General features: G+C 71.6%; 26 protein-coding genes. 11 read left to right on the forward strand and 15 right to left on the reverse strand.

Going from position 1 to position 26,652, the window contains the following annotated elements:
* The first annotated feature begins 1 nt into the window (after position 1).
* Together HCK04_RS35695 and HCK04_RS35700 are read left to right on the forward strand one after the other, a co-directional pair.
* On the forward strand, positions 2–1,291 hold the full coding sequence (locus HCK04_RS35695) for a trypsin-like peptidase domain-containing protein (RefSeq protein WP_142651764.1): 1,290 nt from the start codon (positions 2–4) through the stop codon (positions 1,289–1,291).
* An 89-nt stretch (positions 1,292–1,380) separates the two neighbouring features.
* Positions 1,381–1,731 carry a sec-independent translocase gene (locus HCK04_RS35700; protein ID WP_142651765.1) on the forward strand — a complete coding sequence of 117 codons (351 nt, stop codon included), beginning with the start codon at positions 1,381–1,383 and terminating at the stop codon, positions 1,729–1,731.
* Between the two features lie 21 nt (positions 1,732–1,752).
* Here the strand turns inward: HCK04_RS35700 and HCK04_RS35705 are convergent, their stop codons facing one another.
* From HCK04_RS35705 to HCK04_RS35715, 3 genes are read right to left on the reverse strand one after another with little or no spacing between them, the layout of a single operon-like run.
* Entirely contained in the window at positions 1,753–2,892 is a 1,140-nt protein-coding gene (locus HCK04_RS35705) for a P-loop NTPase (RefSeq protein ID WP_030507453.1), read from the reverse strand.
* A 17-nt stretch (positions 2,893–2,909) separates the two neighbouring features.
* The gene (locus tag HCK04_RS35710; RefSeq protein ID WP_142651766.1) at positions 2,910–3,404 is read right to left on the reverse strand and encodes a DUF1003 domain-containing protein; all 495 of its coding nucleotides are present in this window, start codon (positions 3,402–3,404) and stop codon (positions 2,910–2,912) included.
* Complete coding sequence (locus HCK04_RS35715; protein WP_142651767.1) at positions 3,401–4,606, reverse strand: CBS domain-containing protein; 1,206 nt, start codon at positions 4,604–4,606, stop codon at positions 3,401–3,403. Before HCK04_RS35715 ends, HCK04_RS35710 begins: the two co-directional genes overlap by 4 nt.
* A gap of 85 nt (positions 4,607–4,691) precedes the next feature.
* On the opposite strand from HCK04_RS35715, the gene HCK04_RS35720 reads away from it, so the two are divergent.
* Positions 4,692–5,636, forward strand: coding sequence for a DMT family transporter (locus tag HCK04_RS35720; RefSeq protein ID WP_142651768.1), 945 nt, complete (start codon positions 4,692–4,694; stop codon positions 5,634–5,636).
* Here the strand turns inward: HCK04_RS35720 and HCK04_RS35725 are convergent, their stop codons facing one another.
* A complete protein-coding gene (locus HCK04_RS35725) occupies positions 5,637–6,026 on the reverse strand; it encodes a hypothetical protein (RefSeq protein WP_240972136.1) in 390 nt (129 codons plus the stop codon).
* A 49-nt stretch (positions 6,027–6,075) separates the two neighbouring features.
* Here HCK04_RS35725 and HCK04_RS35730 point away from each other — a divergent pair, with 49 nt between their 5' ends.
* The 3 genes from HCK04_RS35730 to HCK04_RS35740 all read left to right on the forward strand — a co-directional run bounded on the left by HCK04_RS35730 (position 6,076) and on the right by HCK04_RS35740 (position 11,710).
* The gene (locus tag HCK04_RS35730; protein WP_142651769.1) at positions 6,076–7,014 is read left to right on the forward strand and encodes a CoA ester lyase; all 939 of its coding nucleotides are present in this window, start codon (positions 6,076–6,078) and stop codon (positions 7,012–7,014) included.
* A gap of 28 nt (positions 7,015–7,042) precedes the next feature.
* Positions 7,043–8,152 (forward strand): type II CAAX endopeptidase family protein, encoded by a 1,110-nt coding sequence (locus HCK04_RS35735; RefSeq protein ID WP_142651770.1) that lies wholly within the window; start codon positions 7,043–7,045, stop codon positions 8,150–8,152.
* 135 nt (positions 8,153–8,287) lie between these two features.
* Positions 8,288–11,710 carry a sialidase family protein gene (locus HCK04_RS35740; RefSeq protein WP_142651771.1) on the forward strand — a complete coding sequence of 1,141 codons (3,423 nt, stop codon included), beginning with the start codon at positions 8,288–8,290 and terminating at the stop codon, positions 11,708–11,710.
* Between the two features lie 98 nt (positions 11,711–11,808).
* On the opposite strand, the gene HCK04_RS35745 is transcribed toward HCK04_RS35740, so the two are convergent.
* Complete coding sequence (locus tag HCK04_RS35745; RefSeq protein ID WP_142651772.1) at positions 11,809–12,216, reverse strand: NUDIX domain-containing protein; 408 nt, start codon at positions 12,214–12,216, stop codon at positions 11,809–11,811.
* 72 nt (positions 12,217–12,288) lie between these two features.
* Here HCK04_RS35745 and HCK04_RS35750 point away from each other — a divergent pair, with 72 nt between their 5' ends.
* Genes HCK04_RS35750 through HCK04_RS35760 form a run of 3 tightly spaced genes read left to right on the forward strand, consistent with a single transcriptional unit; the run spans position 12,289 to position 14,685 of the window.
* A complete protein-coding gene (locus HCK04_RS35750) occupies positions 12,289–12,933 on the forward strand; it encodes a DUF6758 family protein (RefSeq protein ID WP_142651773.1) in 645 nt (214 codons plus the stop codon).
* 41 nt (positions 12,934–12,974) lie between these two features.
* On the forward strand, positions 12,975–13,688 hold the full coding sequence (locus HCK04_RS35755) for an MBL fold metallo-hydrolase (protein WP_142651774.1): 714 nt from the start codon (positions 12,975–12,977) through the stop codon (positions 13,686–13,688).
* A gap of 4 nt (positions 13,689–13,692) precedes the next feature.
* Positions 13,693–14,685, forward strand: coding sequence for a PD-(D/E)XK nuclease family protein (locus HCK04_RS35760; RefSeq protein ID WP_142651775.1), 993 nt, complete (start codon positions 13,693–13,695; stop codon positions 14,683–14,685).
* Here the strand turns inward: HCK04_RS35760 and HCK04_RS35765 are convergent.
* The 3 genes from HCK04_RS35765 to HCK04_RS35775 all read right to left on the reverse strand — a co-directional run bounded on the left by HCK04_RS35765 (position 14,633) and on the right by HCK04_RS35775 (position 18,785).
* Positions 14,633–15,547: an oxygenase MpaB family protein gene (locus HCK04_RS35765; protein ID WP_142651776.1), complete on the reverse strand. Its 915-nt coding sequence runs from the start codon at positions 15,545–15,547 to the stop codon at positions 14,633–14,635. The two genes, HCK04_RS35760 and HCK04_RS35765, sit on opposite strands and share 53 nt — an antisense overlap.
* 10 nt (positions 15,548–15,557) lie before the next feature.
* On the reverse strand, positions 15,558–16,442 hold the full coding sequence (locus HCK04_RS35770; RefSeq protein ID WP_142651777.1) for an alpha/beta hydrolase: 885 nt from the start codon (positions 16,440–16,442) through the stop codon (positions 15,558–15,560).
* Between the two features lie 303 nt (positions 16,443–16,745).
* Entirely contained in the window at positions 16,746–18,785 is a 2,040-nt protein-coding gene (locus HCK04_RS35775) for a DEAD/DEAH box helicase (RefSeq protein ID WP_205831123.1), read from the reverse strand.
* A 434-nt stretch (positions 18,786–19,219) separates the two neighbouring features.
* On the opposite strand from HCK04_RS35775, the gene HCK04_RS35780 reads away from it, so the two are divergent.
* Complete coding sequence (locus HCK04_RS35780) at positions 19,220–19,879, forward strand: ferritin-like fold-containing protein (protein ID WP_142651779.1); 660 nt, start codon at positions 19,220–19,222, stop codon at positions 19,877–19,879.
* Positions 19,880–20,337: 458 nt separating this feature from the next.
* Here the strand turns inward: HCK04_RS35780 and HCK04_RS35785 are convergent, their stop codons facing one another.
* From HCK04_RS35785 to ligD (HCK04_RS35805), 5 genes are all read right to left on the reverse strand, one after another.
* Positions 20,338–20,568, reverse strand: a complete 231-nt coding sequence (locus HCK04_RS35785; RefSeq protein ID WP_142651780.1) for a DUF3107 domain-containing protein — start codon at positions 20,566–20,568, stop codon at positions 20,338–20,340.
* A 94-nt stretch (positions 20,569–20,662) separates the two neighbouring features.
* Positions 20,663–21,283, reverse strand: coding sequence for a TetR/AcrR family transcriptional regulator (locus HCK04_RS35790; protein WP_142620227.1), 621 nt, complete (start codon positions 21,281–21,283; stop codon positions 20,663–20,665).
* Between the two features lie 72 nt (positions 21,284–21,355).
* On the reverse strand, positions 21,356–21,556 hold the full coding sequence (locus tag HCK04_RS35795) for a hypothetical protein (RefSeq protein WP_142651781.1): 201 nt from the start codon (positions 21,554–21,556) through the stop codon (positions 21,356–21,358).
* 66 nt (positions 21,557–21,622) lie between these two features.
* The gene (ligD, locus tag HCK04_RS35800) at positions 21,623–22,504 is read right to left on the reverse strand and encodes a non-homologous end-joining DNA ligase (RefSeq protein WP_142651782.1); all 882 of its coding nucleotides are present in this window, start codon (positions 22,502–22,504) and stop codon (positions 21,623–21,625) included.
* Positions 22,501–23,457, reverse strand: a complete 957-nt coding sequence (gene ligD, locus HCK04_RS35805; RefSeq protein ID WP_142651783.1) for a non-homologous end-joining DNA ligase — start codon at positions 23,455–23,457, stop codon at positions 22,501–22,503. Before ligD (HCK04_RS35805) ends, ligD (HCK04_RS35800) begins: the two co-directional genes overlap by 4 nt.
* A gap of 77 nt (positions 23,458–23,534) precedes the next feature.
* Between ligD (HCK04_RS35805) and HCK04_RS35810 the strand changes: the two genes are divergently transcribed.
* Positions 23,535–24,425 (forward strand): Ku protein, encoded by an 891-nt coding sequence (locus HCK04_RS35810; RefSeq protein WP_142651784.1) that lies wholly within the window; start codon positions 23,535–23,537, stop codon positions 24,423–24,425.
* Between the two features lie 281 nt (positions 24,426–24,706).
* Here HCK04_RS35810 and HCK04_RS35815 read toward each other — a convergent pair whose 3' ends face one another.
* Entirely contained in the window at positions 24,707–25,003 is a 297-nt protein-coding gene (locus tag HCK04_RS35815; RefSeq protein WP_142651785.1) for a hypothetical protein, read from the reverse strand.
* 689 nt (positions 25,004–25,692) lie between these two features.
* Positions 25,693–26,235 carry a hypothetical protein gene (locus tag HCK04_RS35820; protein ID WP_142651786.1) on the reverse strand — a complete coding sequence of 181 codons (543 nt, stop codon included), beginning with the start codon at positions 26,233–26,235 and terminating at the stop codon, positions 25,693–25,695.
* Between the last annotated feature and the right edge of the window lie 417 nt (positions 26,236–26,652).

A 26,652-nucleotide genomic window follows, 5' to 3' on the forward strand; every position in this document is an offset into this window, starting at 1 on the left:
GATGACCGACAATTCGCGTCCGTACGGCGCGTCGGACCGGCCCGAGTTCCTGCCCGCGGGCGAGGAGCCGCAGGGGCCTCCCGACGGCCCCGCGCCCGCCACCGGTCCGTACGGCATGGGCCCCGGCTGGGCCCCGCCGCCGCTCTATCCTGTCGGGCCGCAGCGGGAGCCGCGCGGCCCCAACATCGCGCTCTTCGCCGCCCTGGCCGTGGTCATCGCGCTGGTGGCGGGCGGCGTGGCGAGCTGGGGCACGTTCCTGCTGACGCGCCCGTCCTCCGGCATCGACCCCTCCTACACGCTGAGCACGCCGTCGAAGCAGCCCACGGCCCGGCCGCCGGACTCCGTGGCCGGGGTGGCCGCCAAGGTCCTGCCCAGCGTGGTCTCACTGGAGGTCAAGGGCAACAGCGAGTCGGGCACCGGATCGGGCTTCGTCGTCAAGGGCGGCTACATCGTCACGAACAACCATGTGGTGGCCGTCGCGGGGCAGGCCGGGGAGATCCGCATCCGTTACAACGACCGCAGCTCCTCGGGGGCGCGCGTCGTCGGCCGCGACCCCAACTCCGACATCGCGGTCGTCAAGCCGGACGGGACCGTCCGGGCGCCGGAGCTGCCCCTCGGCAACTCCGACGGCGTGGTGGTCGGCGACCCGGTCATCGCGGTCGGCTCGCCCCTCGGGCTGAGCGGCACGGTCACCACGGGCATCGTGAGCTCGCTCAACCGGCCCGTCGAGGCGGGCGGCAGCACCGGGTCCGACTACGCGCTCATCAACGCGATCCAGACGGACGCCGCCATCAACCCCGGCAACTCGGGCGGCCCGCTGGTCAACGCCGCGGGCGAGGTGATCGGGGTGAACTCGGCGATCGCCACCGTCGGCGGTTCCCTGCTCGGCCAGCAGTCCGGCAGCATCGGCCTCGGCTTCGCGATCCCGGTCAACCAGGTGCGCCGGATCGCCCAGGAGCTCATCACCACCGGAACGGCCCGCACCTCCAGGATCGGCATCACGATCGACCAGAGCTACCAGGGCAAGGGGGTGCGGATCGCCACCCGGACGGAGAGCGGCGCCGTGCCGGTCACGCCGGGAGGCCCGGCCGCCAAGGCGGGCCTGCACGCGGGGGACGTCATCCTGGAGGTCGACGGCCAGCCCGTGAGCGACAGCCGGGAGCTGATCGTCACCATCCGCAGCAAGGCCCCCGGCGACCAGGTGCGGATCAAGTTCCGGCACGACGGCGAGGTGCGGACGGCGACGGTCACGGTCGGCGCGGCCCCCGCCCCCACCGCGCGACCCTCATGAGCGCGTCCTGAGAGCCGGGCGTCCCCTGTCCACAGTGCGGGGAGCGGGCATTAGTCTGAATTCAGTCGTACGTGCAGGAGGAGATCGCCATGTTCGGACTCGGCTGGGGGGAGGCCCTGGCGTTGGTGGTGATCGCCCTGGTCGTCTTCGGGCCGGAGAAACTGCCCCAGGCCGCCTCACAGGCGGGCCGTACGCTGCGGCAGCTCCGGCAGATGGCCAACAACGCGAAGGCGGACCTGCAGGCCAACATGGGGCCCGAGTTCGCCAACTTCGACCCGGCCGACCTCAACCCCAAGAACTTCGTGCGCAAGCACCTGCTCGACGACCTCGAGAAGGACTGGAACGACACCTCGACGACGACCGTGGCCGAGCCGGTCTCCGCCCCCACGCCGGAACTGGGCGTGGGGGAGATCCCGCCGTACGACAACGAGGCGACCTGATCGGGCTGGTCAGCGCTCGAGTCAGTGCTTGACCGGTGAGATGTCGAGCTTCAGGCCCTTGAGGCTGGTCGACTTCTTGCCGAGCCCGGCCGCGATCCGGCGCAGCTCCGCGGCCGCCGGGGCGTCGGGGTCGGTCAGCACGAGCGGCTTGCCCTCGTCGCCGCCCTCACGCAGCCGCATGTCGATCGGCACCTGGCCGAGCAGCGGCACACGCGCGCCCAGTGTGCGGGTCAGCGCGTCGGCCACGGTCTGGCCGCCGCCCTCGCCGAACACCGAGATGCGCTCGTCGCAGTGCGGGCAGGGCAGCCACGCCATGTTCTCGATGACGCCGGCGATCTGCTGGTGGGTCTGGGCCGCGATCGACCCGGCGCGCTCGGCCACCTCTGCGGCGGCCTGCTGCGGGGTCGTCACGACGAGGATCTCGGCCGTGGGCATGCGCTGGGCGACCGAGATCGCGATGTCGCCGGTGCCCGGGGGCAGGTCCATGAGCAGGACGTCGAGGTCGCCCCAGTAGACGTCGGTGAGGAACTGGTAGAGCGCGCGGTCGAGCATCGGGCCGCGCCACACCACCGGGGTGTTGCCCTCGGGCTTGAACATGCCGACCGAGATGACCTTGATGTCGTGCGCGACCGGCGGCATGATCATGTCTTCGACCTTGGTGGGCCGCTCGCTCACGCCGAGCATGCGCGGCACCGAGTGGCCGTAGATGTCGGCGTCGACGACGCCGACCTTCAGGCCCTGGGAGGCCATCGCGGCGGCGAGGTTCACCGTGACCGACGACTTGCCGACGCCGCCCTTGCCGCTCGCCACCGCGAACACGCGGGTCAGCGAGCCGGGCTTGGCGAAGGGGATCTCCTTTTCGGGCCCGCGGTCGCCGCGGAGCTTCGTCTGCAGTTCCTTGCGCTGCTCGGCGCTCATGACGTCCATGTCGACGTGGACGCGGGACACGCCGTCGATCCGCGACACGGCGCCGGTGACGTCGCGCGTGATGGTGTCCTTCAGCGGGCAGCCGGCGACGGTCAGGTACACGCCAACGCGCACCACCCCGTCGGGGGAGATGTCGACGTTCTTGACCATGCCGAGCTCGGTGATCGGCCGGCGGATCTCCGGATCGTTCACCGTCGCCAGCGCGGCCATGACCAGTTCAGGGGATGGTGCCATGAATCCATGCTATGGACTCAGCGGGAATCCTCCGAACCCGCCCCACGCGATCTCGTCCCGATCTCGCTCAGCTCCTCCTGCAGGCGCTGGAGCTCCGAGCGGATGTAGTCGCGTGTGGCCACCTCGCCGAGCGCGATGCGCAGCCCGGCGATCTCGCGGGTGAGGTACTCGATCTCGGCCTGGTTGCGCTCGGCCGCCATCCTGTCCTGCTCGTACTGGACGCGGTCGCGGTCGGCCTGCCGGTTCTGCGCGAGCAGGATCAGCGGCGCGGCGTACGACGCCTGGAGCGAGAGCATCAGGGTCAGGAAGATGAACGGGTAGGGGTCGAACTTGTACGGCGCGAACACGTTCCACAGCAGCCAGAACCCCACGAACACCGTCATGTAGACGATGAACCGGGCGGTCCCCAGGAACCGCGCGATCCGTTCCGAGAGCTGGCCGAACGCCTCGGGGTCGTAGTAGAGCCGCAGGCGGGGCGTCAGCTCGCGCGGCTGGTCGAGGCGTTCGGTCATGGGCGCTCCCGCCAGTCCTCCGGCAGCATGTGGTCGAGCACGTCGTCGACGGTCACCGCGCCGAGCAGCCGGCCCAGCTCGTCCACGACGGGGACCGCGACCAGGTTGTACGTCGCGAGATACGACGCCACCTCGCGCACCGTGAGCTCGGGCCTGATCGGGTCCACCGTGATGTCTACCACGCTGCCGAGCAGTGTCGACGGAGGCTCCCGCAGCAGGCGCTGGAAGTGCGCCACCCCCAGGTAGCGCCCGGTCGGGGTCTCGGTCGGCGGGCGGGTCACGTACACCTGCGCGGCGATGGCGGGGGTCTGCTCCTGCTGGCGGATGTGCGCGAGGGCCTCGGCCACGGTCGAGGTCGGCGGGAGGATGACCGGCTCGGTCGTCATCATGCCGCCGGCGGTGAACTCGCCGTAGGTCAGCAGCCGCCGCACCGGCGCGGCCTCCTCCGGCACCATGAGCCGCAGCAGCCCCTCGGCCTGCTCCGCGGGCAGCTCCTGCAGGAGGTCGGCGGCGTCGTCCGGGCTCATCTCCTCCAGCACGTCGGCGGCCCGCTCGCGGTGCAGCCGGCTGAGCACGAGCACCTGGTCGCGCTCGGGCAGCTCCTCCAGGACGTCGGCGAGCCGGTCGTCGTCCAGGGCGGCGGCGACCTCGGCCATCCGCTTGGTGGGCAGCTCGTGCAGCATGTTCGCCAGGTCGGCCGGGCGCAGCGCCTCGAAGACGGCGAGCAGGTTGGCCGCGCCCTGGTCCTTCTGGATCCCGGTGAAGCCGGTGACCTCGTCCCAGTCCACGATCAGCGTCTCGCCCCTGCGCCGCGTGCCGCGGCGTATCGCGACCTTCGTGATGAGCCACTCGGACGGCCGCGGCTGCTCCATGGCGAGGTCCTGTACGGTCACCCGCTCGCCCTTGTATTCGACGGTGCGGTCGAGCATCTCCCCGATGGCCAGCGTCTCGGTGTCGCGGCGCTCGAACCTGCGCATGTTGAGCTTGCCGGTGAAGATGAGGGCGCGGGCCTCGATGCTGGTGATCCTGGTGATCGGCAGGAAGACCCGGCGGCGTGGCTGGACCTCCACGACGAAGCCGTGGACGCGAGGGAGCAGCGGCCCCCGCAGCGAGACGACGACGTCCCGGATCCGGCCGATCTGGTCGCCGGCCGGGTCGAAGACCGCCAGCCCCGCCAGGCGGGCCACGAAGATCCGATCCACTCTGTCAGGTTACGCAAGGATGCGGACCGCTCCCGGTTATGACAGGATCAAAGCCGTTTATTGGTAATTACATGGGCAGGTGACGATGAGGGCTGTCAGCCTGGCGATCGCGGGCGTCTCGGCCTTCTGCTTCGGGTTCTCCGGACCGATGGCGAAGATCCTCGGCGTGGCCGGGCTCGCGCCGCTGGAGGCCGTCTGGATCCGCATGGCGGGGGCCGGCGTGCTCCTGCTGGCGGTCCTGGCCGTCGTGAAGCCGCGCGCGCTGCGCATCCCCCGCGACCGCCTCCTGTTCTTCGCGGCGTACGCCGCGATCGCCGTGGCGGCCGTGCAGGCCCTGTATTTCGTGGCCATCACCCGGCTGCCGGTCGGCGTGACGCTGCTGATCGAGTACACCTCGCCGGTGCTGGTGGTCCTGTGGGTGCGGTTCGTCCGGCGGCTGCGGCTGCCGCGCTCGGCCTACCTGGGGGCGCTGATCGCGGTCGTGGGGCTCGCGATCGTCGTGCAGGTCTGGGAGGGGCTGCGCCTCGACGCGCTCGGACTGCTGCTCGCCCTGCTCGCCGCCGCCTGCTGCGCCGGATATTTCCTGATGAGCGATTCGTTCGGCGACGACGTGGACACGCTGGGCCTGATCGGCTGGGGCATGCTCGGCTCGGCGGTGGTCCTGCTGCCCGTCTCCCGGCCCTGGAACATCGACTGGGCGGCGTTCACCCGCGCCGCCGAGGTCTCCGGCCGCACGATCCCCGTCGCCGTGGCCGTCGTGGTGCTGGTCGTGGTGGCCACAGTGGTCGCGTACGCCACCGGGGTCACGGCCGTGCGGCGGCTGTCGGCCGCGGTCGGCTCGACGGTCGCCTCGGTGGAGGTCATCGCGGGGGCGCTGGTCGCCTGGGTGCTGCTCGGCGAGCGCCTGGGAGCCGCCCAGATCGCCGGAGGCGTCATCGTGCTCGCCGGGGCCCTGCTGGCCCAGACCGCGACCGTACGGCTCGGCTCCGAGCGCCACGCGGCCGAGACGGTGGAGACCGTACGCGTCTGATCAGGTCTGAGGGTTGATCCGAGGGGTGAGCCGTACGACGGTGGACCCCTCGGCCCAGCGGGTGGTCAGACCGGCGGCGTCGCGGGCGTTGAGGCGCTCCTTGGCCAGCGCGGCCACGGCCTCCGGGGCGGCCGCCTGGTCCACCACCTCGGCGGCGGCAGGGAAACGGACGAGCTCGGCGCCGTTGTCCTTGCTGCGCAGGACCACCTCGATCTCGCCCCGGGCGGCGGCGAGCTCGGCCAGCCCGGGAAGCGACTGCTCCTGTCCGCCGGTCACCACGTAGATCGCACCGTCGTGCCAGGCGTGCCAGGCCAGCCGGACCCCGGACGGCAGGCCGAGCCACAGCACGTTGGACTTCTTCGCGCCCTCTTCGATCACCGGCAGGGTCATGCGCCCCAGCCTAATCAGCACCGCCTGACGACCACGCTACGGTGTGCCCATGCGCGCTCGACGATCGTGCCTGGCGGTGCCCGGCAGCAACCCGCGTTTCCTGGAGAAGGCCCAGAGCCTCGCCGCCGACGAGGTCTTCCTCGACCTGGAGGACTCGGTCGCCCCCGGGGCCAAGGACGAGGCGCGCCGCAACGTCGTCGCCGCGCTCAAGGAGGGCGACTGGGCGGGCAAGACGGTCGTCGTCCGGGTCAACGACCTCACCACCCACTGGACCTACCGCGACGTCATCGAGGTCGTCGAGGGCGCCGGAGACCGGCTCGACTGCCTCATGCTGCCGAAGGTCGCGGACGCCTCCCACGTGGCCTGGCTCGACACCCTCCTCGGCCAGGTCGAGCGGGCCACCGGCCTGCCCGAGGGCGGCATCGGCATCGAGGCGCAGATCGAGGACGCCCGGGGCCTCGTCAACGTGGACGACATCGCCGCGTCCTCGCCCCGGCTGGAGACGCTGGTCTTCGGCCCGGCCGACTTCATGGCCTCGATCGGCATGCGGACGCTGGTCGTGGGCGAGCAGCCCCCCGGCTACGGCGAGGGGGACGCCTATCACTACATCCTCATGCGCATCCTGATGGCCGCCCGCGCGCACGGCCTCCAGGCGATCGACGGGCCATACCTGCAGATCCGCGACCTGGACGGCTTCCGCCGGGTCGCCAGGCGGTCGGCCGCGCTGGGGTTCGACGGCAAGTGGGTGCTCCACCCGACGCAGGTGGAGGCGGCCAACGAGGTGTTCTCGCCTTCGCAGGAGGACTACGACCACGCCGAGCTCATCCTCGACGCGTACGAGTACTACACGACGGTCGAGAAGCGGGGCGCGGTCATGCTGGGGGACGAGATGATCGACGAGGCGTCACGGAAGATGGCCCTCGTGGTGGCGGCCAAGGGTCGCGCCGCGGGCCTGTCCAGGTCGAGCTCCTTCACCCCGCCCAGCTGATCACCCGCGGCACGCGAAGAATGGACATATGAACGAACCACAGCCGGGCCCGGACCAGGCCCGCGGCCCGGACCAGCTGCCCGGTCCCTACCTGGCGCCCGGGCCGTACGCGGGCGGGACCGCCTGGCCGGCCGGCCCGCCGCAGCCGCCGCCTTCCGTGGCGGGGCCGCCTCCCGTGGCGGGGCCGTATCCCGGGCCCTATCCCGGCCCCTATCCGTGGGGGCCGCCGCCGCGTGCCCGCTGGGACGTTCCGCCTCCGCCCGGCACTCCTTACGACCGCCTGGCCCGTACGCCCTTGCACCGCTGGTGGCGGCCGATCGCCGGCACGGTGGCGATCATCGCGGCCTTCCTGGCGCTCTCGATCGTCGTCGGCCTGGTGGCCTTCGTGGTCTCGCTCGTCACGGGCGTGCCCATGGCGCGGACGGGGACCCGGCTGTTCGCCGACCCCGTCCTCGACCTCGGGTTCCAGCTGGGGGTCATCGCGCTGCTGCTGCCGCTGGTGCTCGGCGCCGCGTGGCTGTTCCAGCGGCGGCCGCCGGGATCGCTGTCGTCGGTGGCGCTGCGGCTGCGCTGGCGGTGGCTGGGGGCCTGCCTGCTGGTCGCGCTGGTGGCGGTCGTGCTCGGCCAGGCGGTCGAGGTGGGGACGCTGATGTTCGCCGGGGTCGATCCCGGCTTCAGATGGGCGGGCTGGGATGAGTTCCTCCCGGCCATCATCGTGATCCTGCTGCTGGTGCCGTTCCAGTCGGCGGCGGAGGAGTACGCCTATCGCGGCTGGATCATCCAGGGGTTCGGAGCGTACCTGCGCACTCCGTGGCCGGGGATCCTGGTCGGCGCGGCGGCCTTCGCGGCCTCACACGGCTACACGGGCTGGGGGATCCTTTACGTCTTCGCGTTCGGCACGCTCATGGGGTGGCTGGCGGTCCGTACGGGCGGTCTGGAGGCGCCGATCGCCCTGCACGCGACCAACAACGTCGTGGCGTTCGGAGTGGTCGCGGCCTCGGGGGACATGGGAAGCGCCCTCGAACAGGGCGAGGTGCCCTGGGAGTCGCTCATCGGATCGGCCGTCCAGTTCGCGGTTTTCGGCATTGGTGTGCTGATAATCGCCCGAAAGTGGGCAATTCAGACTCTCTCCCGATAAATCTCACTAGAGAGGTATGGTCCCCGCGCGCTTCCCGTGTTGCTCTGGATTCGTGTTGGGGTATCACTGTGATCGCTTTGCCGTACGACAGGTGGAACGGTCCGGATTGACCTCTCCGGGGAGGAGGTGCTGAGTGTGACCTCAGGCCCCCACGAGCACGAGCGCGACCACCGGCGCGACGCCGGCGAACCCTCCTCTCTGCCCCCGCCGGAGCTGCATCACCGGCCGCCCGTCCCGTCCCCGTGGGCGCTTCCGCCGTTCGCGGCCCCTATTCCCGAGGACGCGGTTCCCGAGGACGCGGTTCCCGAGGACGCGGTTCCCGAGGACGCGGTTCCCGAGGACGCGGCTCCCGACGACACAGGCCTCGACGACGCAGCCCCCGACGACCCGGCCTTCAACGACGCGGGCGAGCCGGCGGACGACGAGGACACCCGGCCCTACCGCAAGATCGCCGGATCGCACTCACGCGACCCGGACTTATCCGGCGGCATCTGGGCTCCGCGCCCAGGATCGGACGCGGCCCACGGGCCCAGGGCGGGCCGCAATCCGTACGCCGCGCCGTACGGGACGGGCGAACCGCGCCACAGCCGCTCCGGCGGCCGAAGACCCGGGGACCCCGGCGGGCCCGGTGATCCGGGCGCCCCCACGACCTGGCACGGCGAGGGTGCCAGGTCGGCGGGGGAGCCGGTTCAGGAACCGGTGCAGGAGCCGGTTCAGGGGCCGGTGCGGGAATCGGCGCAGGAGGACGGCCCGCGTCGCCGGATCGTGAACCGGCCGGACAAGCTGGTCGCCTCCGGCCCGCCCCGGCCGCGGCGGGCCCAGATCCCCCGCGAGAACCCCGACGGCCCCGGCGCCCCCGAGCTCGACACCCCACCGTCCGGACCGCTGCGCGAGCACGTTCCCCCGGAACAGGTCCACTCCCCGGAACAGGTCCACACAGAGCATGTGTGGACGCACATGCCGCCCGAGCCCGCCCCCCGCTACGGCCTGGGGGAGTCCGGCGGCATCCGCATGAGCCCCCAGATCCCGGTCGAGCCCGAGCACGACGGCCCGCCCGTCGGCCCGCCCGTCGAGCCGCCCGTCGAGCCTGGCGAGCCGGTCGGGCCCGCCGAGCCGGTCGAGCGCATCGGGCGTCCGCCGGGGGGCCGCCCGGCCCGGTCCGACGTGCTCGTGGCCTCGGGCCCGCCCCGGCCGGGCGGCGGACGCCGCCACAGGCGGGTGCTGCCCCGGCGGTTCCCTCCGCGCCTGCCCCCGATGGTGCGGCCGGCGGTGATCGCCGTGGTCCTCGTGGCGGCCGCCGTGCTGGGCGTGGTCGTCGTCAGGTGGGCGGGCGGGCCGTCCACGGCCGGGCTGCGCCTCGCCGCGGGCGACGGCCAGTCGGGCGACGCCGCGTTCTCGGCGCCCGGGCTGCCGGGCAACGGCTCCAGCCAGGTGCTCAACGCGTTCGCCGCGGCGGGCGCGACGGTGGTGGCGGCGGGCAGCGACACGACGAGCCCGCTCACCCGGCCGCTGTTCCTCGTGTCCGCAGACGGAGGCGCGCACTGGCAGACGGGCCGGGTCGCCGACGCCCCGGGCTACGAGTCCGCGCCCGGGGCGGTCGGCAGGGTCGCGGGCGGCGACGGCCGCTGGCTCGCCGTCGGCACCGACGCGCCCGGCTCGGCGGGCCCGGCCGCACGCGGCATGTGGGTCTCGTCCGACGGCCGGTCCTGGACCGCGGTGGACCCCGCCCGGCTGACCGCGTTCTGGAGCCAGGACCGGATCACCGACGTGGCGCGGACCGCGACCGGCTTCCTCGCCGTGGGCGCCACGACCCTGCGGGACGGGACGGCGGGCCCGGTCGCCTGGGTGTCGCCCGACGGCGTCGGCTGGACGAGGGTGGACAGCGACCAGATCGGCACCCCGGACAAGATCAGGGCGATGCGGGCGGTGGCCGCCAGGGGCGACCGGGTGGTGGCGCTCGCCGACCCGGGCTCGGGCGACTCCGTCTCTGTCGTCCTGCGCTCCGACGACGGCGGTCGCACCTGGCTGCGTACGGCCGCGGCCCTGGCGGACGTACGCGCCGAACCCGGCGCGCTGGCCGTCACGAAGAAGGGCTTCGTGCTCGTGCCCACCCGGCAGAAGTCGGACGCCGGCGAGGTGCGGGTCTACTGCTCGCCCGAGGGCGCCGACTGGACCCAGTGCGGCACGATCGGGCCGCTCGGCGCGGAGGGGACGGGCGTGCGCGGCCTGGCGGCGTCGGCGGCGGGCCTCGCGGCGGTGGCCGAGTCGGGCTGGGAGCGGTATGCCGTCTACACCAGCCAGGACGGGCGCAAGTGGACCAGGAGCGCCGATCTCGGCGCGATCCCCGGCACGCTGCGCGGGCTGGCCGTCACCGACGCCGGGATCCTCGTGGCGGGGGGTGACAAGCGCGGGCCCGGCGACGTGGAGAACCTCCCCGTGCTGATCACGGCGGGGAAGGGCGAGGCGGCGCGCGCCGTGCCGCTCAAGGAGATCGCCGGGCTCAACCGGCTCGCCAGGGACACCGCGGACGTCGCGGCCTCCGGCGGCACCTTCGTCGCCGTGGGCGCGGCCAACGGCGACGCCGCGATCTGGACGAGCGGCAACAACGGGGCCAACTGGAAGGACGCGGTGTTCCCCGACCTGCTGGGCGGGCCGGGACGCCAGGCGCTCAGTGGCGTGGCGCACGGCCCCAAGGGGTGGCTCGCCGTCGGCAGCACGACGACCGACCCGGCGGTGACCCGGCCGCTGCTGGTCACCTCGCCCGACGGGAAGAGCTGGCGGCCCGGTCCCGCGATCGAGGTGCCGGCGGGCCACTTCCTGCTCGCGCCCGCCGTGGTGGCCGCCGGGCCGAAGGGCTACGTCATGGCGGGGGAGGACAGGTCCGCCACGGGGACGCTGCCCGCCCTGTGGTTCAGCCCCGACCTCAAGCGGTTCACCCGTTCCGCGCCGGGCAGCATGCCCGCCGGAGGGGCGGGCGTGCGCCTCTACGACGTCACGGCGACGCCCGGCGGGTTCATGGCGGTCGGCGGGTCGGGCACGGCCGACCGCGAGACCGGGGTGGTCTGGGTCTCCTCCGACGGGGTCAACTGGAACGCCCGCGGCCGGGTGCTGCCGCCCGAGACCACCTCGGCCGGGCTGCGTCACGTGGTCGCGACCGAGGCGGGTGTGGTGGTCGTCGGCACCGCGATGACCGACGACGGCCCCCGCCCGTTCTCCGCGCTGTCCACCGACGACGGCGCGAGCTGGGAGTACGGCATGCTGCCCGCCGACGCCGCCGCCTCGGTGCTCGACCTGACCGCGACCGGGCGGGGGCTCGTCGCCGTCGGATCGCATCGGTCGCCTGAGGAGGGCGGCGAGACCGACAGCGCCGCGTGGGTGTCCGAAGACGGGGTGGACTGGGCGCGCCGGACGCTCACCCAGGACGGCCTCGGCGGCCAGGGGGCGCAGTGGCTCGGGGCGGTGGCGGTCTCGGGTGACCGGGTGGTGGCCGTCGGCAGGTCGGCCGGCTACGCCGACGACCACCTGACGATCTGGCGCAGCACGGTCACGCAGCACTGATCACGGAGCCCCGATCACCGGGCCCCGATCACCGGGCGCCGATCACCGGGCGCCGATCACCGGGCGCCGATCACCGGGCGCCGATCACCGGGCGCCGATCACCGGGCGCCGATCCCGGAGACGATCCCCCATTCGGTGAGAGCGTCGATGAGGCCGTCGGTCAGCGGGAGCCGCGCGAGGTCGGCCGGCGCCCACCAGCGGGCGTCGGCGGCGTCGTCCCCGGCGACCGGCACGCCGGAGGCGGTCGCCACGTAGTCGTGGATCTCGAAGGTCGCGCCGCCGGGGGCGGGCCGCAGCACGGTCCCCGCGAGCCGTACGACGGCGACGTCGAGGCCGGTCTCCTCGCGCAGCTCGCGGCGCAGCGCCTGCTCGTCGGTCTCGCCGGGCTCGACCCGGCCGCCCGGCAGCGACCACAGCCCCTCGCCGGGAGGGCGTCCCCGCCGCACCAGCAGCAGCCGCCCTTCGGCGTCGGAGACGATCGCGCCCACACATCTGATGCACCGCACATCACCAAGATTACGACTAGATAACGGGCAGACTCTTGACGTACGGACATCACGGAAGCACCGTGAATATTTGTGAGAACCGCGCCAACATGTCCGCGGTGCTTCGGGCCGCTACACGAACCGAACGTCTGGTCGAGTTCCTGGCGATGCGCCGCTCACGGTGACGTCCTGCCCTACCAGCCGCCCCGGCGGCCCTCTGAGGCCGCACTGGAAGCCCTGTGCGAGGCGGCGCGGGTGCCCGTCTGGCTCCCGTGGCCGCTGCCCTCCGGATGGCTGGTGACCGGCTTCGGGGAGGTGGGTGACGAGCGCACCGGCGTGAGGGCGAGCGTCGTCGCCCTCTCCGGTCCCTCGGTCACCCAGGGCCCCGCCGACATGCTGCTCATCGCCGAGGAGCCCGGCATCGGTCTCGGGGCCGCGTACGCCGGGCTGCCGGGCCCGGACCCCGGCGCGGGCTTCGACACCGGCCCCCCGCACGCCAAGATCGACGCACGCGGCCATCCGACGGCGCTGTGGTGCGCGGGGCGGGGAGTGCCGGGAGACCGGGCCGTCTATGTGGGCGAGGCTCTCGGCAACTGGTTGTGGACGGTCGCCTGGCCGGTCGAGGCCGGTTGCTTCATCGCCCTGGCCAACCTGTCGCTGCGTGACCTGCGAGACCAGGACCAGGCGCTCGACCTGCCGTTCGGCGCCTTCTCGCCGCGTCTCGACGGGGATGTCTGAACGGCGGGCTGGATCCGCGAGAAATAGTAAGGTTCTGAGCCGTGACAGCGCGCATCGAACGAGTGGTGACCTCGGGCCTCGTGGACATCGAGGGCGACGAGCACAAGGTCGAGAACAACACCTGGATCGTGGGCGACGACGACGAGGTGATCGTCATCGACCCGGCGCGAGACGCCGACAAGATCCTGGAGAAGGTCGGCGACCGCGAGGTCCTCGCCGTCATCTGCACCCACGGCCTGCCCGACCACGTGGGCGCCGCGATCGAGGTGGCGGCCAGGGACGAGGCCGTGATCGCCGTCCACCCCAAGGACAAGCGCCTGTGGAGGCAGACCTGGGAGGAGACCTGGCCCGACATCGACATGGAGGACGAGGGGCTGTTCTCCGTGGCCGACGTCGAGCTGGAGGTGCTCGCGACGCCGGGCGTCACGCCGGGCGGCGTCTCGCTCTACTGCGAGGGCCTCGGCGCGGTCTTCACCGGCAAGACCCTGCTCATGGACGGCCCCGGCAAGCTCGGCGGGGAATACCCCGCGCTCGCCGACCAGCTCACCTCGATCGGCGAGCGGCTGTTCACGCTGCCCCACGAGACGAGGGTGCTGCCCGCGCACGGCGAGGAGGGCAGCATCGGCGACCTGGAGCCCGAGTTCGACCGCTGGCTGTCGGGGTCGCTGACCGGCGCCCAGGAGGCCGAGGCGGCGCCGCCGCCGCTCGTGGACGGCACCGCGGCGTCCGGCATCAAGCTGAACCTGGACGAGTAGGACCGTGGAGCAGCTCGGCCTCGACGGCATGCCGAGGCGGCTCTACACCTGCACGCCGTCGCGCCTGAACACCTGGCTCGACTGCCGGCGTCGCTATCGCTTCACCTATCTCGACCGGCCCGCCCCGCAGAAGGGGCCCCCGTGGGCGCACAACAGCGTGGGGGCCTCCGTTCACAACGCGCTGGCCGCGTGGTGGCGGGAGCCGTACGACCGGCGTACGCCGGTCATGGCGGCCGTGCTGCTCACCAACGGCTGGATCCGCGAGGGGTTCAGGGACGAGGAGCAGTCGGCCGCGTGGCGGGACCGTGCCCGCGCGATGGTCTCCTCCTACGTCGCCACGCTCGACCCCGGCGACGAGCCGGTGGGCGTCGAGCGCACGGTCGCCACGCGCACGTCCGTCATCGCCGTCTCGGGCCGGGTCGACCGGCTCGACCGGCGCGGGGACGAACTGGTCGTGGTCGACTACAAGACCGGCCGCCGCCCGCCGACCTCCGACGACGCCCGTTCGTCGATCGCGCTCGCCGTCTACGCGATCGCGTCGTCCCGCATGATGCGCCGCGCCTGCCACCGGGTGGAGTTACACCACCTGCCCACCGGGACGGTCGCCGAGTGGGAGCACACCGACGAGTCGCTCGCCCGTCACCTGCGCCGCGCCGAGGACATCGCGACAGAGGCGGCCGACGCCGACGACGCCTACCGTGAGTGGGCCGGACGCGGCAGCAAGGGCGTGCCGGCTCCACGGCGGGAGGCCGGCGCCGGGCCGGTCACAGGGCCGGTCACGGGGCCGGTCACAGGGCCAGTCACGGTGCCGCCTGAGATCGACCGGCTGTTCCCGCCGGAGCCGGGCCCCATCTGCTCGTGGTGCGACTTCCGCCGCCACTGCCCCGAGGGGCGGGCGGCCTCCCCGGACCGGCTGCCCTGGGACGGCCTGGCGGAGACGCCGGTCAGCCCGTCGCCGTCCGCCCCGGACGCCGCCGAGGATCGACCAGCGCCCTGAGGCCGTTGCCGACGTCATATCCGGCGGCGCCCAGGCGTTCGCGTGAGGCCCGCAGCATCGCCCTGGTGCCCTCGTCGAGCACCTGCTGGTGCACGGCGTCGGGGATCGTGTTCATGGCCAGCCGGAAGGCCCGCAACGCCGCCGTCACGGCGATCTGCGGCACCTCGGGCAGCGCGCCGTACATGCGGCGGGCCCAGCCGGGCAGCGTGTAGTAGCACAGCGCGCCGAACGGGAAGTAGACCGGCTTGGCCGGGGACAGGAAGCGCATGCTCTCGGGCAGGCGCGGCCAGAGCAGGAACCGCACGGCGGCGGCCGACTCGGGGATGACCCGCAGGACCGGCCGCATCCGGGCGAAGTAGTCGTTCATCTCGGCGACCGTGCCGGGCACGTCGTCGGCGTGGAGCCCGACATACGTGGCGCTGCGCCGCTGCTCCGTGAGGTACTGGTCGGCCTGCCCGTCGTTGATCGGGACGCCCGCGCGGCGGACGACCTCCAGGTAGGACATCACCTCGGCGCAGTGGACCCACAGCAGCAGCTCGGGGTCGTCCACCCGGTGGGTCCTGCCCGTGTCGGGGTCGCGGATGCGCAGGGCCCGGTGGATCGCGCGCACCCGCCTGCCGATCTCGTCGGCCTCCTCGGGACTGCCGTACGTCACACGGCCCACGAAGTCGGCCGTACGCCGCAGACGGCCGAAGGGGTCGTCGCGGAAGTTGGAGTTCTGCCACACGCCCCGCATCGCCAGCGGATGCAGGGCCTGCAGCATCAGGCCGCGCACGCCCGCCACCCACATGGTGCGGTCGACGTGGACCAGCCACGTCGCCGATTCCGGGGGCTGGGCGGTCAGGCCGCCGGTCGCGGGCATGGCGGCCGGGTCATCCGTGCTGGTGCTGGAGCAGCCGGCTCTCCGCCGCGTTCCAGAACCGGGTCAGGGCCGCCGCGGTGGTCTCGGGGGCCTCGACGGCCGGCGAGTGGAGGGCCCCGGGCACCACGACGCACTCCGCGTCGAGCCTGCGGGCCATCTCCGCCTGCAGCACCGGGGGCCAGCCATCGTCGTGCTCGCCGTACAGGACCAGGAGATCGAGGTCGCACTCGGCCAGCTCCGCGCAACGGTCGGGGGCGCCGAGCACCTCGTGCGCCATCGCCACGAGACCGGTGGGGTGGTTGGAGAGCAGCCGCTTGCGCAGGAACGCCACGATGTCGTCGGGGACGCCCGCCGCCAGGGCCTCGGGCTCCATCCGGTTCGACCACATGTATTCGAGGCCGTACTCCGGAAGCTCGGCCAGCAGGACCCGGCCCATGCGCTCGCGCGGCCCGACGATGCCCGCGGGGCCCGAGCTCATGAGCGTGAGCGAGGCGAGCTTGGTGGTGCCGTTCAGCGCCGTCTCGCGGGCGACCAGGCCGCCGAAGGAGTGGCCGAGCAGGTGGACGGGCTCGCCCTGGCCGACCACCGCGGCGAGCGCGTCGATGTCCGCGCCCAGGGCCGCGCACGAGTACGCCGCCGGATCGTCCGGGCCCGGCGTCTCGTACTGCCCGCGCATGTCGACCGCGATCACCTTGCGACCGGCCTGCGCGAGCGTCTGCAGCACGGCGATGAAATCCTCCTTCGACCCCGTGAAGCCGGGGACGAGAAGGGCGGGCCAGCGCTCGGGGACACCGCTGACCGGAAGCGCTTCGAGCACCGCGAACGAACCGAGCGGCGTCTCGATCTGCTCACTGCTGACACCTGGAGGAAGCGTCAGGAACCGTGGCGTGCTCACGAGGCCTCCTTCACCTCACCCCGGATCCCGGGAACCGATGGGCCGGACCGGCCCCACGTCCTGGACCGTCTGCTGAAGGCTCGCTCACTCACGTGGCATCACGATACCCAGGGAAGATCCCAGCGACACTACCGAAGCGACTATGAGGGTTTCGGACGGTCATTGCGCATGCCTCCTGTCCAGGTCATACCCACTGTGGGCAAAGCAGCCCTCAAAGAACTGGGGCAGGAAGAGCGCCGGTTGTCCGGTGCTCCTCCTGCCCCTGCGGTCGTGCTCATCGCCGGGCGGGCCTGTGCCGGCCCCTCACCCCGTACGGCGGGGCCGTGGCCGGGGCGGGCGGCGCCGCTGCTGGGCGCGCTCGGTCGCGGCGGACGGCGCGGGATCGTCGTCATCGGTCGCGAGGTCGGGAGACTTGAACACGATCATGAACGGGCTGGCCGGGATGATCCGTTCGGGCTCCGGCTTCGGAGCCGGCCGCTGCTCGGCGGGCTCGTCGGCGATCTCGCTGACAGGTGCCGCCACCGTCGGCTCCGCCTCCACCAGGAGCGCCTGGTCGGCGCTGTCGGCGGCGCGGCTCCTGCGGCGGCGGGCCGGGCGCTCCTCCACCTGCTCCTCGGCCGCGGCCGAGGCCACGGGCGCGGGCGCCGGGTCGGTGGCGCGGGCCCTGCGGCGGGTGGTCCTGCGCGGGGCCGCCTCCGGCTCCGTCTCCGGTCCGGCATCGACTTCGGAGCGGGTCTCCGCGTCGATCACCGTGTCGATCACCGTGTCGCTCACCGTGCCGGGCGCCGTGCCGGGCGCCGTGCCGGGGGCCGTGTCGTCCGCAGGGGACGTCACGGCCGAGACGTCGGCCAGCGCGCCGGTCAGGGCCGCCGTGTTCGCGCCCCTGCGGCCACGACGCTTCGGCGCGGCCTCGGCGGTGGCCTCCACAGGTGCCTCCACCGTGACCTCGGCAGGGGTTTCCGCGAGAGCCTCCACGGGAGGCTCCACCGGCGCCTGGGTCTCCGGGGAAGCCGCGGCGTCCTTGAGCCGGCCGCCACGGGTCCGCCGCCGCTCGCGGGTGCGGGCGGGGCGCTCGCGCCGCTCCTCGGCAGTGTCACGGGCGTCGTCACGGGCGTCGCCCCGGGCGTCGCCCCGGCGGGACTTGCCACGGGAGCGAGTGCGCCCGGTCTCCCCGAGGTCCTCGATCTCCTCGGCCTCCAGACCCGCCCGGGAGCGCTGGGCGCGCGGGAGCACGCCCTTGGTCCCCTCGGGGATGTCGAGGTCGGCGTACAGGTGCGGGGAGCTCGAATAGGTCTCGACGGGCTCGCTGAAGTCGAGCGAGAGGGCGCTGTTGATGACCTTCCAGCGGGCCAGCTCGGTCCATTCGACGAAGGTCACCGCGACGCCCGTGCGGCCCGCCCGGCCCGTGCGGCCCGCCCGGCCCGTACGGCCGATCCGGTGGACATAGGTCTTCTCGTCCTGCGGGCAGTCGTAGTTGACGACGTGGGTGACGTCGTCGATGTCGATGCCGCGCGCCGCGACGTCGGTCGCCACCAGCACGTTGATCTTGCCGTTGCGGAACGCCCGCAGCGCCTGCTCGCGCTGGCCCTGGCCGAGGTCGCCGTGGACGGCCGCCACCGCGAAGCCCTTGTCCTTGAGCTGCTCGGCGACCATGTCGCAGGCACGCTTGGTCTCGCAGAAGACCATCGTGAGCCCGGCGCCCCTGCTCTGCAGCAGGCGGGCCACGATCTCGATCTTGTCCATGCGGTGCGTGCGATAGACGTGCTGCGTCGTCAGCGTGGTCGTCTCGGCCTCGGCCGTGCCGCTCTCCGCCCTGACCCGGGTGGGCCGGGTGAGGTAGCGGCGGGACAGGTTCACGATCTCGCCGGGCATGGTGGCCGAGAACAGCATGGTCTGCCTGTTCTCCGGCACCAGCTTGATGATCCGCTCGATGTCCGGGAGGAAGCCGAGATCCAGCATGCGGTCGGCCTCGTCGAGGACGAGCATGGTGATCTGGCCGAGGTCGAGGTGCTTCTGCTTGACCAGGTCGAGCAGCCGCCCCGGCGTGCCGACGATCACGTCGACGCCGTTCTTGAGCGCCTCGATCTGCGGCTCGTACGCGCGCCCGCCATAGACGGTGAGGATGCGCGACCCCAGCTTCCCGGCGGCGAGGACCAGGTCCTCGGTCACCTGGAGGGCCAGCTCGCGGGTCGGGACGAGGACGAGACCGCGTGGCTTCTTGCGGTTCTTCCTCGGCTTGCCGACGAGCTGCAGCATGGCGACGCCGAAGGCATAGGTCTTGCCGGTGCCGGTGCGCGCCTGTCCGATGACGTCCTGGCCGGCCAGCGCCAGCGGGAGCGCCATCTCCTGAATTGGGAATGGTGAAGTGATGCCCTCGGTCTCGAGCGCATCGGCGATCTCCGGGATGACTCCCAGGTCTCGGAACGTCGTTGTCAGCGTGGCCTGCCTCAATCAGTGCGAAGGCGACCCTCCGGGACAGCCGGCCGGCAGAGCCTCCCCGGTCCGGGTCCTCGCGGACAGTCACGCCCTCGTCGTGAATCAGCGACCGCGGCATCCAGTGGTTCCTGGGGTCCGGGGGTTGGCCCCGGATCGACACAGGGATCGATACGGTGAGTGACACAGTCTCGATCCACACAGTGCGGTCGCACTTCCACGAAGCAGTCTACTCGATACCACAACACGGAACCGATTTCTGCGTCTTCTCGCTAAAAGCTCTTGCTGCGCCGGTCATGAGCGAGGGCTCCGGCGGGAAAGCCGGGGAGCCGTACGCTGCACCCATGAGTGATTCCTCTCCCGGGATTGTGGACCTGCTCGGCGTCCTCGCGTACGCCGAGCTCACCGCCTTCCTCCGGCTGGCCGAGGACGCCGCCCTGCTGGCTCCGACGCTGAACGACAGGGCCGCCCTCGGGGACGTGGCCGCGACCGAGTACGGGCACTTCCGGGTGCTGCGCGACCGGCTGGCTTCGCTCGGCGTCGATCCGGAGGAGGCCATGGCCCCCTTCGTGGAGGCGATCGACGCCTGGCACGCCCAGACCAGGCCGAAGGACTGGTACGAGGCGCTGATCAAGGCGTACGTCGGCGTGGGGATCGCGGGCGACTTCTACCGCGAGGCGGCCCGGCAGGCCGCTCCCTCGATCAGCGCCCTGGTCGAGGAGGTGCTGGCCGACGAGAGCCGCGGGGAGTTCGCGGTGGAGCGGGTGCGCGCCGCGCTGGAGGCCGACCCGCGGCTGCGCGGCCGCCTCGCGCTGTGGGCGCGCCGCATGGTCGGCGAGGCGCTCAGCCAGGGACAGCGGCTCGCCGCCGCCCGGCCGCAGCTCGCCGCGCTGCTGGTGGGCGAGGAGGGCGAGAACCTGGCGGAAATCGGGCGGATGTTCGCCAGGCTGACCGAGGAGCACGGCAAGCGGATGGCCGCGCTCGGCCTCACCCCCGGGCCGTGATCTTCACGGGTTCGCGCGGGGGTCGCCGGTGCGGCGCTTCGCATCCGCGATCCCCCTGACCTGGCCGGAATCCCCGGACGGCGAGGATCGGGAGGGCGGGGAACAGGTCGCGGGCACCGGCCGGTCCTGCGTTCATGGGTCGCGCACGTGCCAAACGGATGTACGGTGCGAGCATGAGGGCCTCGCGCCGCTACGGCACTTCCTTGACGAGATGTGGGCCGAACCCCTGGACTCCGCGTGCGGTGTTGCGGAGAGGAAGCGCGGGCTGTCCGACGATCAGCGGGAGGCGGGATCCCCATCACGCGGATCTGACCCGCCGTCCCCGCGGATGCGGTTACGGACGCTCCTGACCTCGCACGCACCCGATCCCGGGTGGAATGAATCATCGCCGGCCGCCGGGACGGCGCGCGTTGTGGGCGCGTGCCGTCCCGGCCGGCCGGCGGCGATGACGGAGGTGCTCAGAGCGTGCCGCCGAAGCCGACCGGACGCGTCACGTCCTCGCCGATCTCGACGAACCCGAGCGAGGCCACGGGGACGAGCACACGGCGGCCCTTGGTGTCGGTGAGGGAGAAGACGCCCTTCTCGGAGGCGAGCGCCTTGCGGAGTTCCTCCTCTATCTCCTCGGCCGACAGGTCGGTCTCCACCACGAGCTCACGGTGCACCGACTGCACGCCGATCTTTATTTCCATCGGGCTCCCCTTTCACGAGGGCTGGTCCCTACCCATCGTCGCCGCCGCAGGGAGCGACCGGCTCTGTGATCGCGTGAAGCGAACAAGATTCCGGTCAGCCGGTGCGCGGGAAACCGCTGATCCCCCGCCAGGCCAGGCGCGCCATCAGCTGGGTCGCCGCCTCCTTGGGGATCGAGCCGTGGCTGCTCAGCCAGTAGCGCGCGCTCACCTCGGCCATGCCCACCAGGCCGACGCCGAGCAGGTGCGCCTCGTCGCTGGAGCAGCCGGTGTCCTCCTGGATCACCCGGCTGATCGCCTCGGCGCTCTCGTGCAGCGAACGCTCCATCCGCTGCCGTACGGGCGCGACGTTGCGCAGGTCGGATTCGAAGACGAGCCGGAACGCCTCGCCCTGGCTGGAGACGAAGTCGAAGAAGGCGCCGATGGCGGCCTGCACCCGCTGCTTGTTGTCGGTGGTGGACTCGAGCGCCTGCCGGCACCGGCTCACCATGTCGTCGACGTGCAGGTCGAGCAGCGCGAGGTAAAGCTCCAGCTTGCCCGGGAAGTGCTGGTAGAGCACCGGCTTGCTCACACCGGCCCGCTCGGCGATCTCGTCCATCGCCGCCGCGTGGTAGCCGTTCTCCACGAACACTTCCTGCGCCGCGCTCAGCAACTGGCGGCGGCGGGCCATCCGGGGTAGCCGGGTGCCCCGGGGCTTGGCGTCCGGGGTAGCGGTCACGGCAGTCTCCTTGCAAGATGCGCATCGGGGGCTCCCGCCCCGCGGCCTCATCCTACGTGTCGGTAAATCGGATCAGCGATAGTCGTCGTCATCGAGGTCGACCGTACGCTCCTGCTCGGCCACGTCGGCCGGGTCGGCGTCGAACGGGACGTGCTCGGGCCAGCGCCTGTCTTCGGCCACCTTGACGAGCTGGTGCTGCTCGACCGCGTCGGCCTCCGGCGCCTCGATCGAGATCTCCTCGGCCGTCTCGTCGAGGGGGTCCATCTCAGGCATCTGCTTGTCCTTCCGTTCGACGGTCGGCTGCGACAGGTCCACACTACGGCCAGGGCGGCGGCGCAACTACGCGGTGAGGGGTGCGAACAGGTCGCCGTGTTCCGCCACGCGCTCCAGCACGTCGGGCGCGGTGAACACCAGCCGGTCGGGGCTGTCGCACGCCTCGACCTCCTCCCACAGCAGGGGGGTGGACACGGCCGGCCGCCCGGCGGCGCGCAGCGAGTAGGGCGCGACCGTCGTCTTGGCCGGGTTGTTCTGGCTCCAGTCGATGAAGACCTTGCCGGGCCGCTCCTTCTTCGCCATCACGCTCGTCACGAACGGATGCTCGGCCTGCATCCGCTGAGCGAGCGCCTTGGCGTAGCCGGAGGTGTCCGGGCCACGGTCCCATGGGACGTAGAGCTGCATGCCCTTCTGGCCGCTGGTCTTGGGGAAGCTCTCCAGGCCGTCGTCGGCCAGGGCCCGCCGCAGCAGGACGGCGACCCGGCAGCAGTCGACGATCGTGGCGGGGGCGCCGGGGTCGAGGTCGAAGACGAGCGTGTCGGGCGGCTGCGGCTCGCCGTCCTTGGCCACCCTCCACATCGGCACGTGGATCTCCAGGGCGGCCAGGTTGGCGTAGTAGACCAGGGTCGGCAGGTCGTCCACGACCGCGAAGTCGATCTCCTCGCGGTTCTTCGTGCTGCCCGGCGCGGGCAGGGTCACCGTACGGACCCAGTCGGGCGTGTGCTCGGGGGCGTTCTTCTCGTAGAAGAACTGGCCGTCGACGCCGTTCGGATAGCGCTTGACCGTGAGCGGGCGCCCCTTGAGGTGCGGCAGCAGGGCCGGTGCGATCCGGGTGTAGTAGTCGATCACCTCGGCCTTGGTGAACGCGGCGTCGGGATAGAGCACCTTGTCCAGATTGGTCAGGACAAGCCGGCGGCCCTCCACCTCCACCCGCACCTTCTCCGTCATCGCAGCTCCTCCCGCCGCACCTCCGCCGGGATCTTGTCGGGGCGCAGGCCCCGCCAGACCGGGTTGCGCAGACGGCCGTCACGGGTCCACATGGTGAACGCCACCTCGCCGGCCAGCTCGGGCCTGACCCATCGGGCGTTCCGGGAGATCTCCCTCGGAAGCCCGTCAGAGAAGGGGCTCTGCCCGATCTCGAGCGGCTCAATCAGGCGGAGGACGTCGCCGAGCATCGCGTCGGTGAACCCGGTGCCCACGTGGCCGACGAAGAGGAACCCGGCAGGGGACGGCCCGGCGTACATGCCGAGCAGGAGCGAACCGACGCCGCCCGCCCGGCGGCCCTTGCCCGGGCGCCAGCCGCCGACGACCACCTCGGCGGTGCGCAGGTTCTTGATCTTGATCCACCACTCCGCCCTGCGCCCCGGCCGATAGGGGGAGTCGAGGCGCTTGGCGACCACGCCCTCCAGTCCCTGCAGCCGGGTCGCCTCCAGCACCGCGGGTTCGCAGGGGAGGTAGGGCGGCGCGCCCAGGCCGAGCGAGTCGAGCAGCGCCCGCCGGTCCAGGTAGGGGAGGTCGAGCAGTGTGCGCCCGTCGAGATGGAGCAGGTCGAAGGGCAGATAGGAGACCGGCAGCCGGCCGAGCAGGTGGGCCGCGGCGGGATCGGTGACGTGCATGCGTCTTTGCAGCCGGGCGAAGCTGGGCCGGCCCTCGGGGTCGAAGGCCACCACCTCGCCGTCGACCACCGCCCTGCGCCCGGCCAGCGGGGCCATGGCGGCGGAGATCTCGGGATAGCGGGAGGTGAAGTCGGCGCCGTGCCGCCCGGTGACCCGCACGCCGCCGTCGACGTACGCGAGTGCGCGGATGCCGTCCCACTTCACCTCCAGCGCGTACGCGCCGGGGTCGGAGGGGATTTCTCCTGGAATGGCAAGCATCGGCTCGATCGGATACGGCACCGCCATAGTGGGTACCTGCCCATGAGGTAACTCCCTTGAATCCCACCATAGCGTCGTTCGAACACAGAGACGAGAATGTGGCTATGCGCAGCATCTGGAAAGGCGCGATCTCGTTCGGTCTTGTCACCATCCCGGTGAAGCTCTACTCCGCGACCGAACAGAAGGACGTCACGTTCCACCAGGTGCACCGCAAGGACGGCGGCCGGATCAAATACAAGAGGATCTGCTCGATCGACGGCGAAGAGGTGCCCTACTCGGACATCGCCAAGGGCTACGAGCTCGCGACCGGCGAGATCGTCGTGCTGACCGACGAGGACTTCGCCGGTCTGCCGTTGACCACCTCCCGCAGGATCGACGTGCTGCAGTTCACCCCCGCGGACCAGATCGACCCCATCTACTTCGCCAAGTCCTACTACCTGGAGCCGGACGCGCAGGGCGCCAAGCCGTACGTGCTGTTGCGGGACGCCCTGGAGCGGTCGGGACAGGTGGCGGTGGTGAAGGTCGCCCTGCGGCAGCGCGAGTCGCTCGCCGCCCTGCGCGTCCGCGACGGCGTCTTCGTGCTGGAGACCATGCTCTGGCCGGACGAGATCCGCGAGGCCGACTTCCCGTTCCTTGAAGAGGACATCGACGTACGGCCCCAGGAACTGAAGATGGCCGAGTCCCTGATCGAGACGATGGTGGCGGACTTCGACCCCACCCAATACACGGACGCCTACCGGGAGGCGCTGCAGGAGGTCATCGAGGCCAAGGTGGCGGGCAAGGAGGTCGTCGCCCCGGAGACCCCGGCCGAGGAAGGGCCGGCCGTCGACCTCATGGCCGCGCTGCGGGCCAGCGTGGAGGCGGCCAAGCGGGAGCGCCAGGGCGCCGCGCCCGCCAAGTCGACCGGCAGAACCGCCAAGGCCAAGGCCGCGCAGGACGGCGCGGACGAGGAGGAGAAGGCGTCCAAGAAGCGGAAGACCCGCCGCTCCGCCTGACCGGTCCGATTCTGGGCTGTGGCTCTGCGCTGTGGTTTTGCACTGTGGTTTTGCACTGTGGTTTTGCACTGTGGTTTTACATGGAGGGCCCCGGCGGGCGGTTTCCGCCGGGGCATTCTTCACGGTACGGAAGTGGGCGATCCGTACAGGGCCGCGAGCTCTCGGCCGCCCGTTCACCGCCGCCCGATCGCCACGAGGGTGGCGGAGGCGTGATCAGGGCGGGTCCGGACACCGCGGCCTCGCGCCGACGGCCCCGTACGAGTGGGTGTCACCCGTCAGTGTCAGTCGTCGCCGTCGATGTCGATGACGGCGTCACCGGATGCGAAGGCCACGTTCTTCCGGTTGACCTTCTTCTCCTTTTCGTACTTGAAGAAGCGGAAGTCGTTGCGGTTGACGGCCGTGTTACGGCAGCCGCGTCCGTGACGCCCGCAGTGGCCCTTGCCGTGACCCCAGTGGGAGCTGATCGTCGGGGTGCCGGAGGTCGAGGCCTGAGCGGTGGTCGCGCTCAGGGCGAGCGCGCCGCCGGCCATTACGGTGCTGACGGCCAGACCGGTGATGACGTTCCGGAATTTGGGCATTGAGGTCCTCCTCGAAGGATGGAGTGCCCGAGTGCGACATTCCCGGTAGCTGCCGGAAATGTCGAGCGATGTCCTGTATGTCCGGTCATCGCCCTGGCGTCTTAATTGCCGATGCGGCCTGGCGGCAAACGGGGCCGGTGGGAATTTGGGCCCGCGTTGTGGCACGCCGTCCCAGGTTAGGGGAGCGCTGACCCGATCGACGTTCATGTCTGACGTGCCCGTGCGGCATCGGGGGTAGGGCGGACGGCGGTTCCCCGCCGTGGTGTTCCTCAATCCCCGGTTCTCGTTCGCTTCGGCCCGTGGATCCCGGTCGCCGGGGGCGGCACATGAGGCTGGTGCCGGACCGGGATCGGACCGGGATCGGACCGGGATCGAGCGGGATCGAAGGGGACGAGCGAGGTTCGGTGTTGAGGGGATGGGTGAGTCTGTCGGGGAGCTGCGGGGGATCCGCTGGGGAAAGGGCCAGGGCTCCGGCGAGGATCTCGCCGGAGCCCTTTTCATGCCATCTGGTGGAAGGCGTTTCCAGGCTCCCCGTCGCTCGGCGTGGAGACGCACTGGACGCACCCGGCTGCACTTACCCGCGCCGTCGCCCCCGGCAGGTGGTGGAGAGACACGTGTGGGCGGTTGTGCCCACCGGATTCCGTCACCCGACCGGATAGCGCGGTGTCGCGCGAGGCGTCACGCCTCGCTTAGTCGACGTTCTTGTTCTTGTTCTCGTTGATGTGCTCGCGGTCGTTGCGGTTCCACCAGTCGTTGTTGTTGTGGTCCCACCAGTTCTGGTCGGCGTACCAGTTGTTGTTGAGCCAGTTGAATGCGCGGTCGTCCTTCTCCTGGAAGCCGAACGCGACATCCTTGGCGACGAGGCCGAAGGCGTCGTGCCCCGACTTGTCGTCCTTGTAGAAGTTCTGGCCCCACCAGTTGTTGGTGTCCCACCAGTTGTTCTGGTTGCGGTCGTTGATGTTGTGGTTGCGGTCGTTGCGGTCCCGGGTGATGTCCGGGGTGAACGTCTGCGGGAAGAAGTCGTCACCCTTCTTGTTGTCCTGGGCGATGCCGCCCTTGCTGTCGTCGACGCCGTTGGCCGCGCCCTCCTTGGCGATGGGGCGCGAGTCGCTCTTCTTGAAGAAGAAGGGGTTGTCGTCGGCGCTGGCGGCCGTGGCGCCCATGGCGACGGCTCCGCCGACGACCGCGGTGCTGAGCGCGAGCCCTGCGAAGATCTTGTTGAGCTTGGGCATTATTGTTCCTCCCTGACAGGATTCGATTTCGAATTGCCCTGCGTCTATCGGCTTTTCCCGTCCGCCTGCAGTGGGCGGGAATTCCTTCGTGGCTCCTATTGAGCCTTGCTTCCGACGCTAGTGGTGATTTCCTGCCGGGCGGTCCGACAAACTGACGCCTGCTGCTTTTAGTTAATGATTAGCTGCGTATAGGATTGATTCGATGGATAATGCGCCTTATGTAGGGATAGGTACGATTTGCCCCCCTGGTGTGGCGCTCGCCGGGGAGGGTTCGGGGAGCGGCTGCGAGTCGTAGGCCGGAAAAGCCCGCCGCTGAGGGAGAGCACTGACCAAAGCGCTGAGGGGAGAGCGCTGAGGGGAGAGCACTGAGAAAGGGCGCGGAGGAAAAGCGCGGAGGAAGGGTGGCCCGTAGGGCGC

Source organism: Microbispora sp. CL1-1, from assembly GCF_012034195.1.
Classification (GTDB): Bacteria; Actinomycetota; Actinomycetes; order Streptosporangiales; family Streptosporangiaceae; genus Microbispora.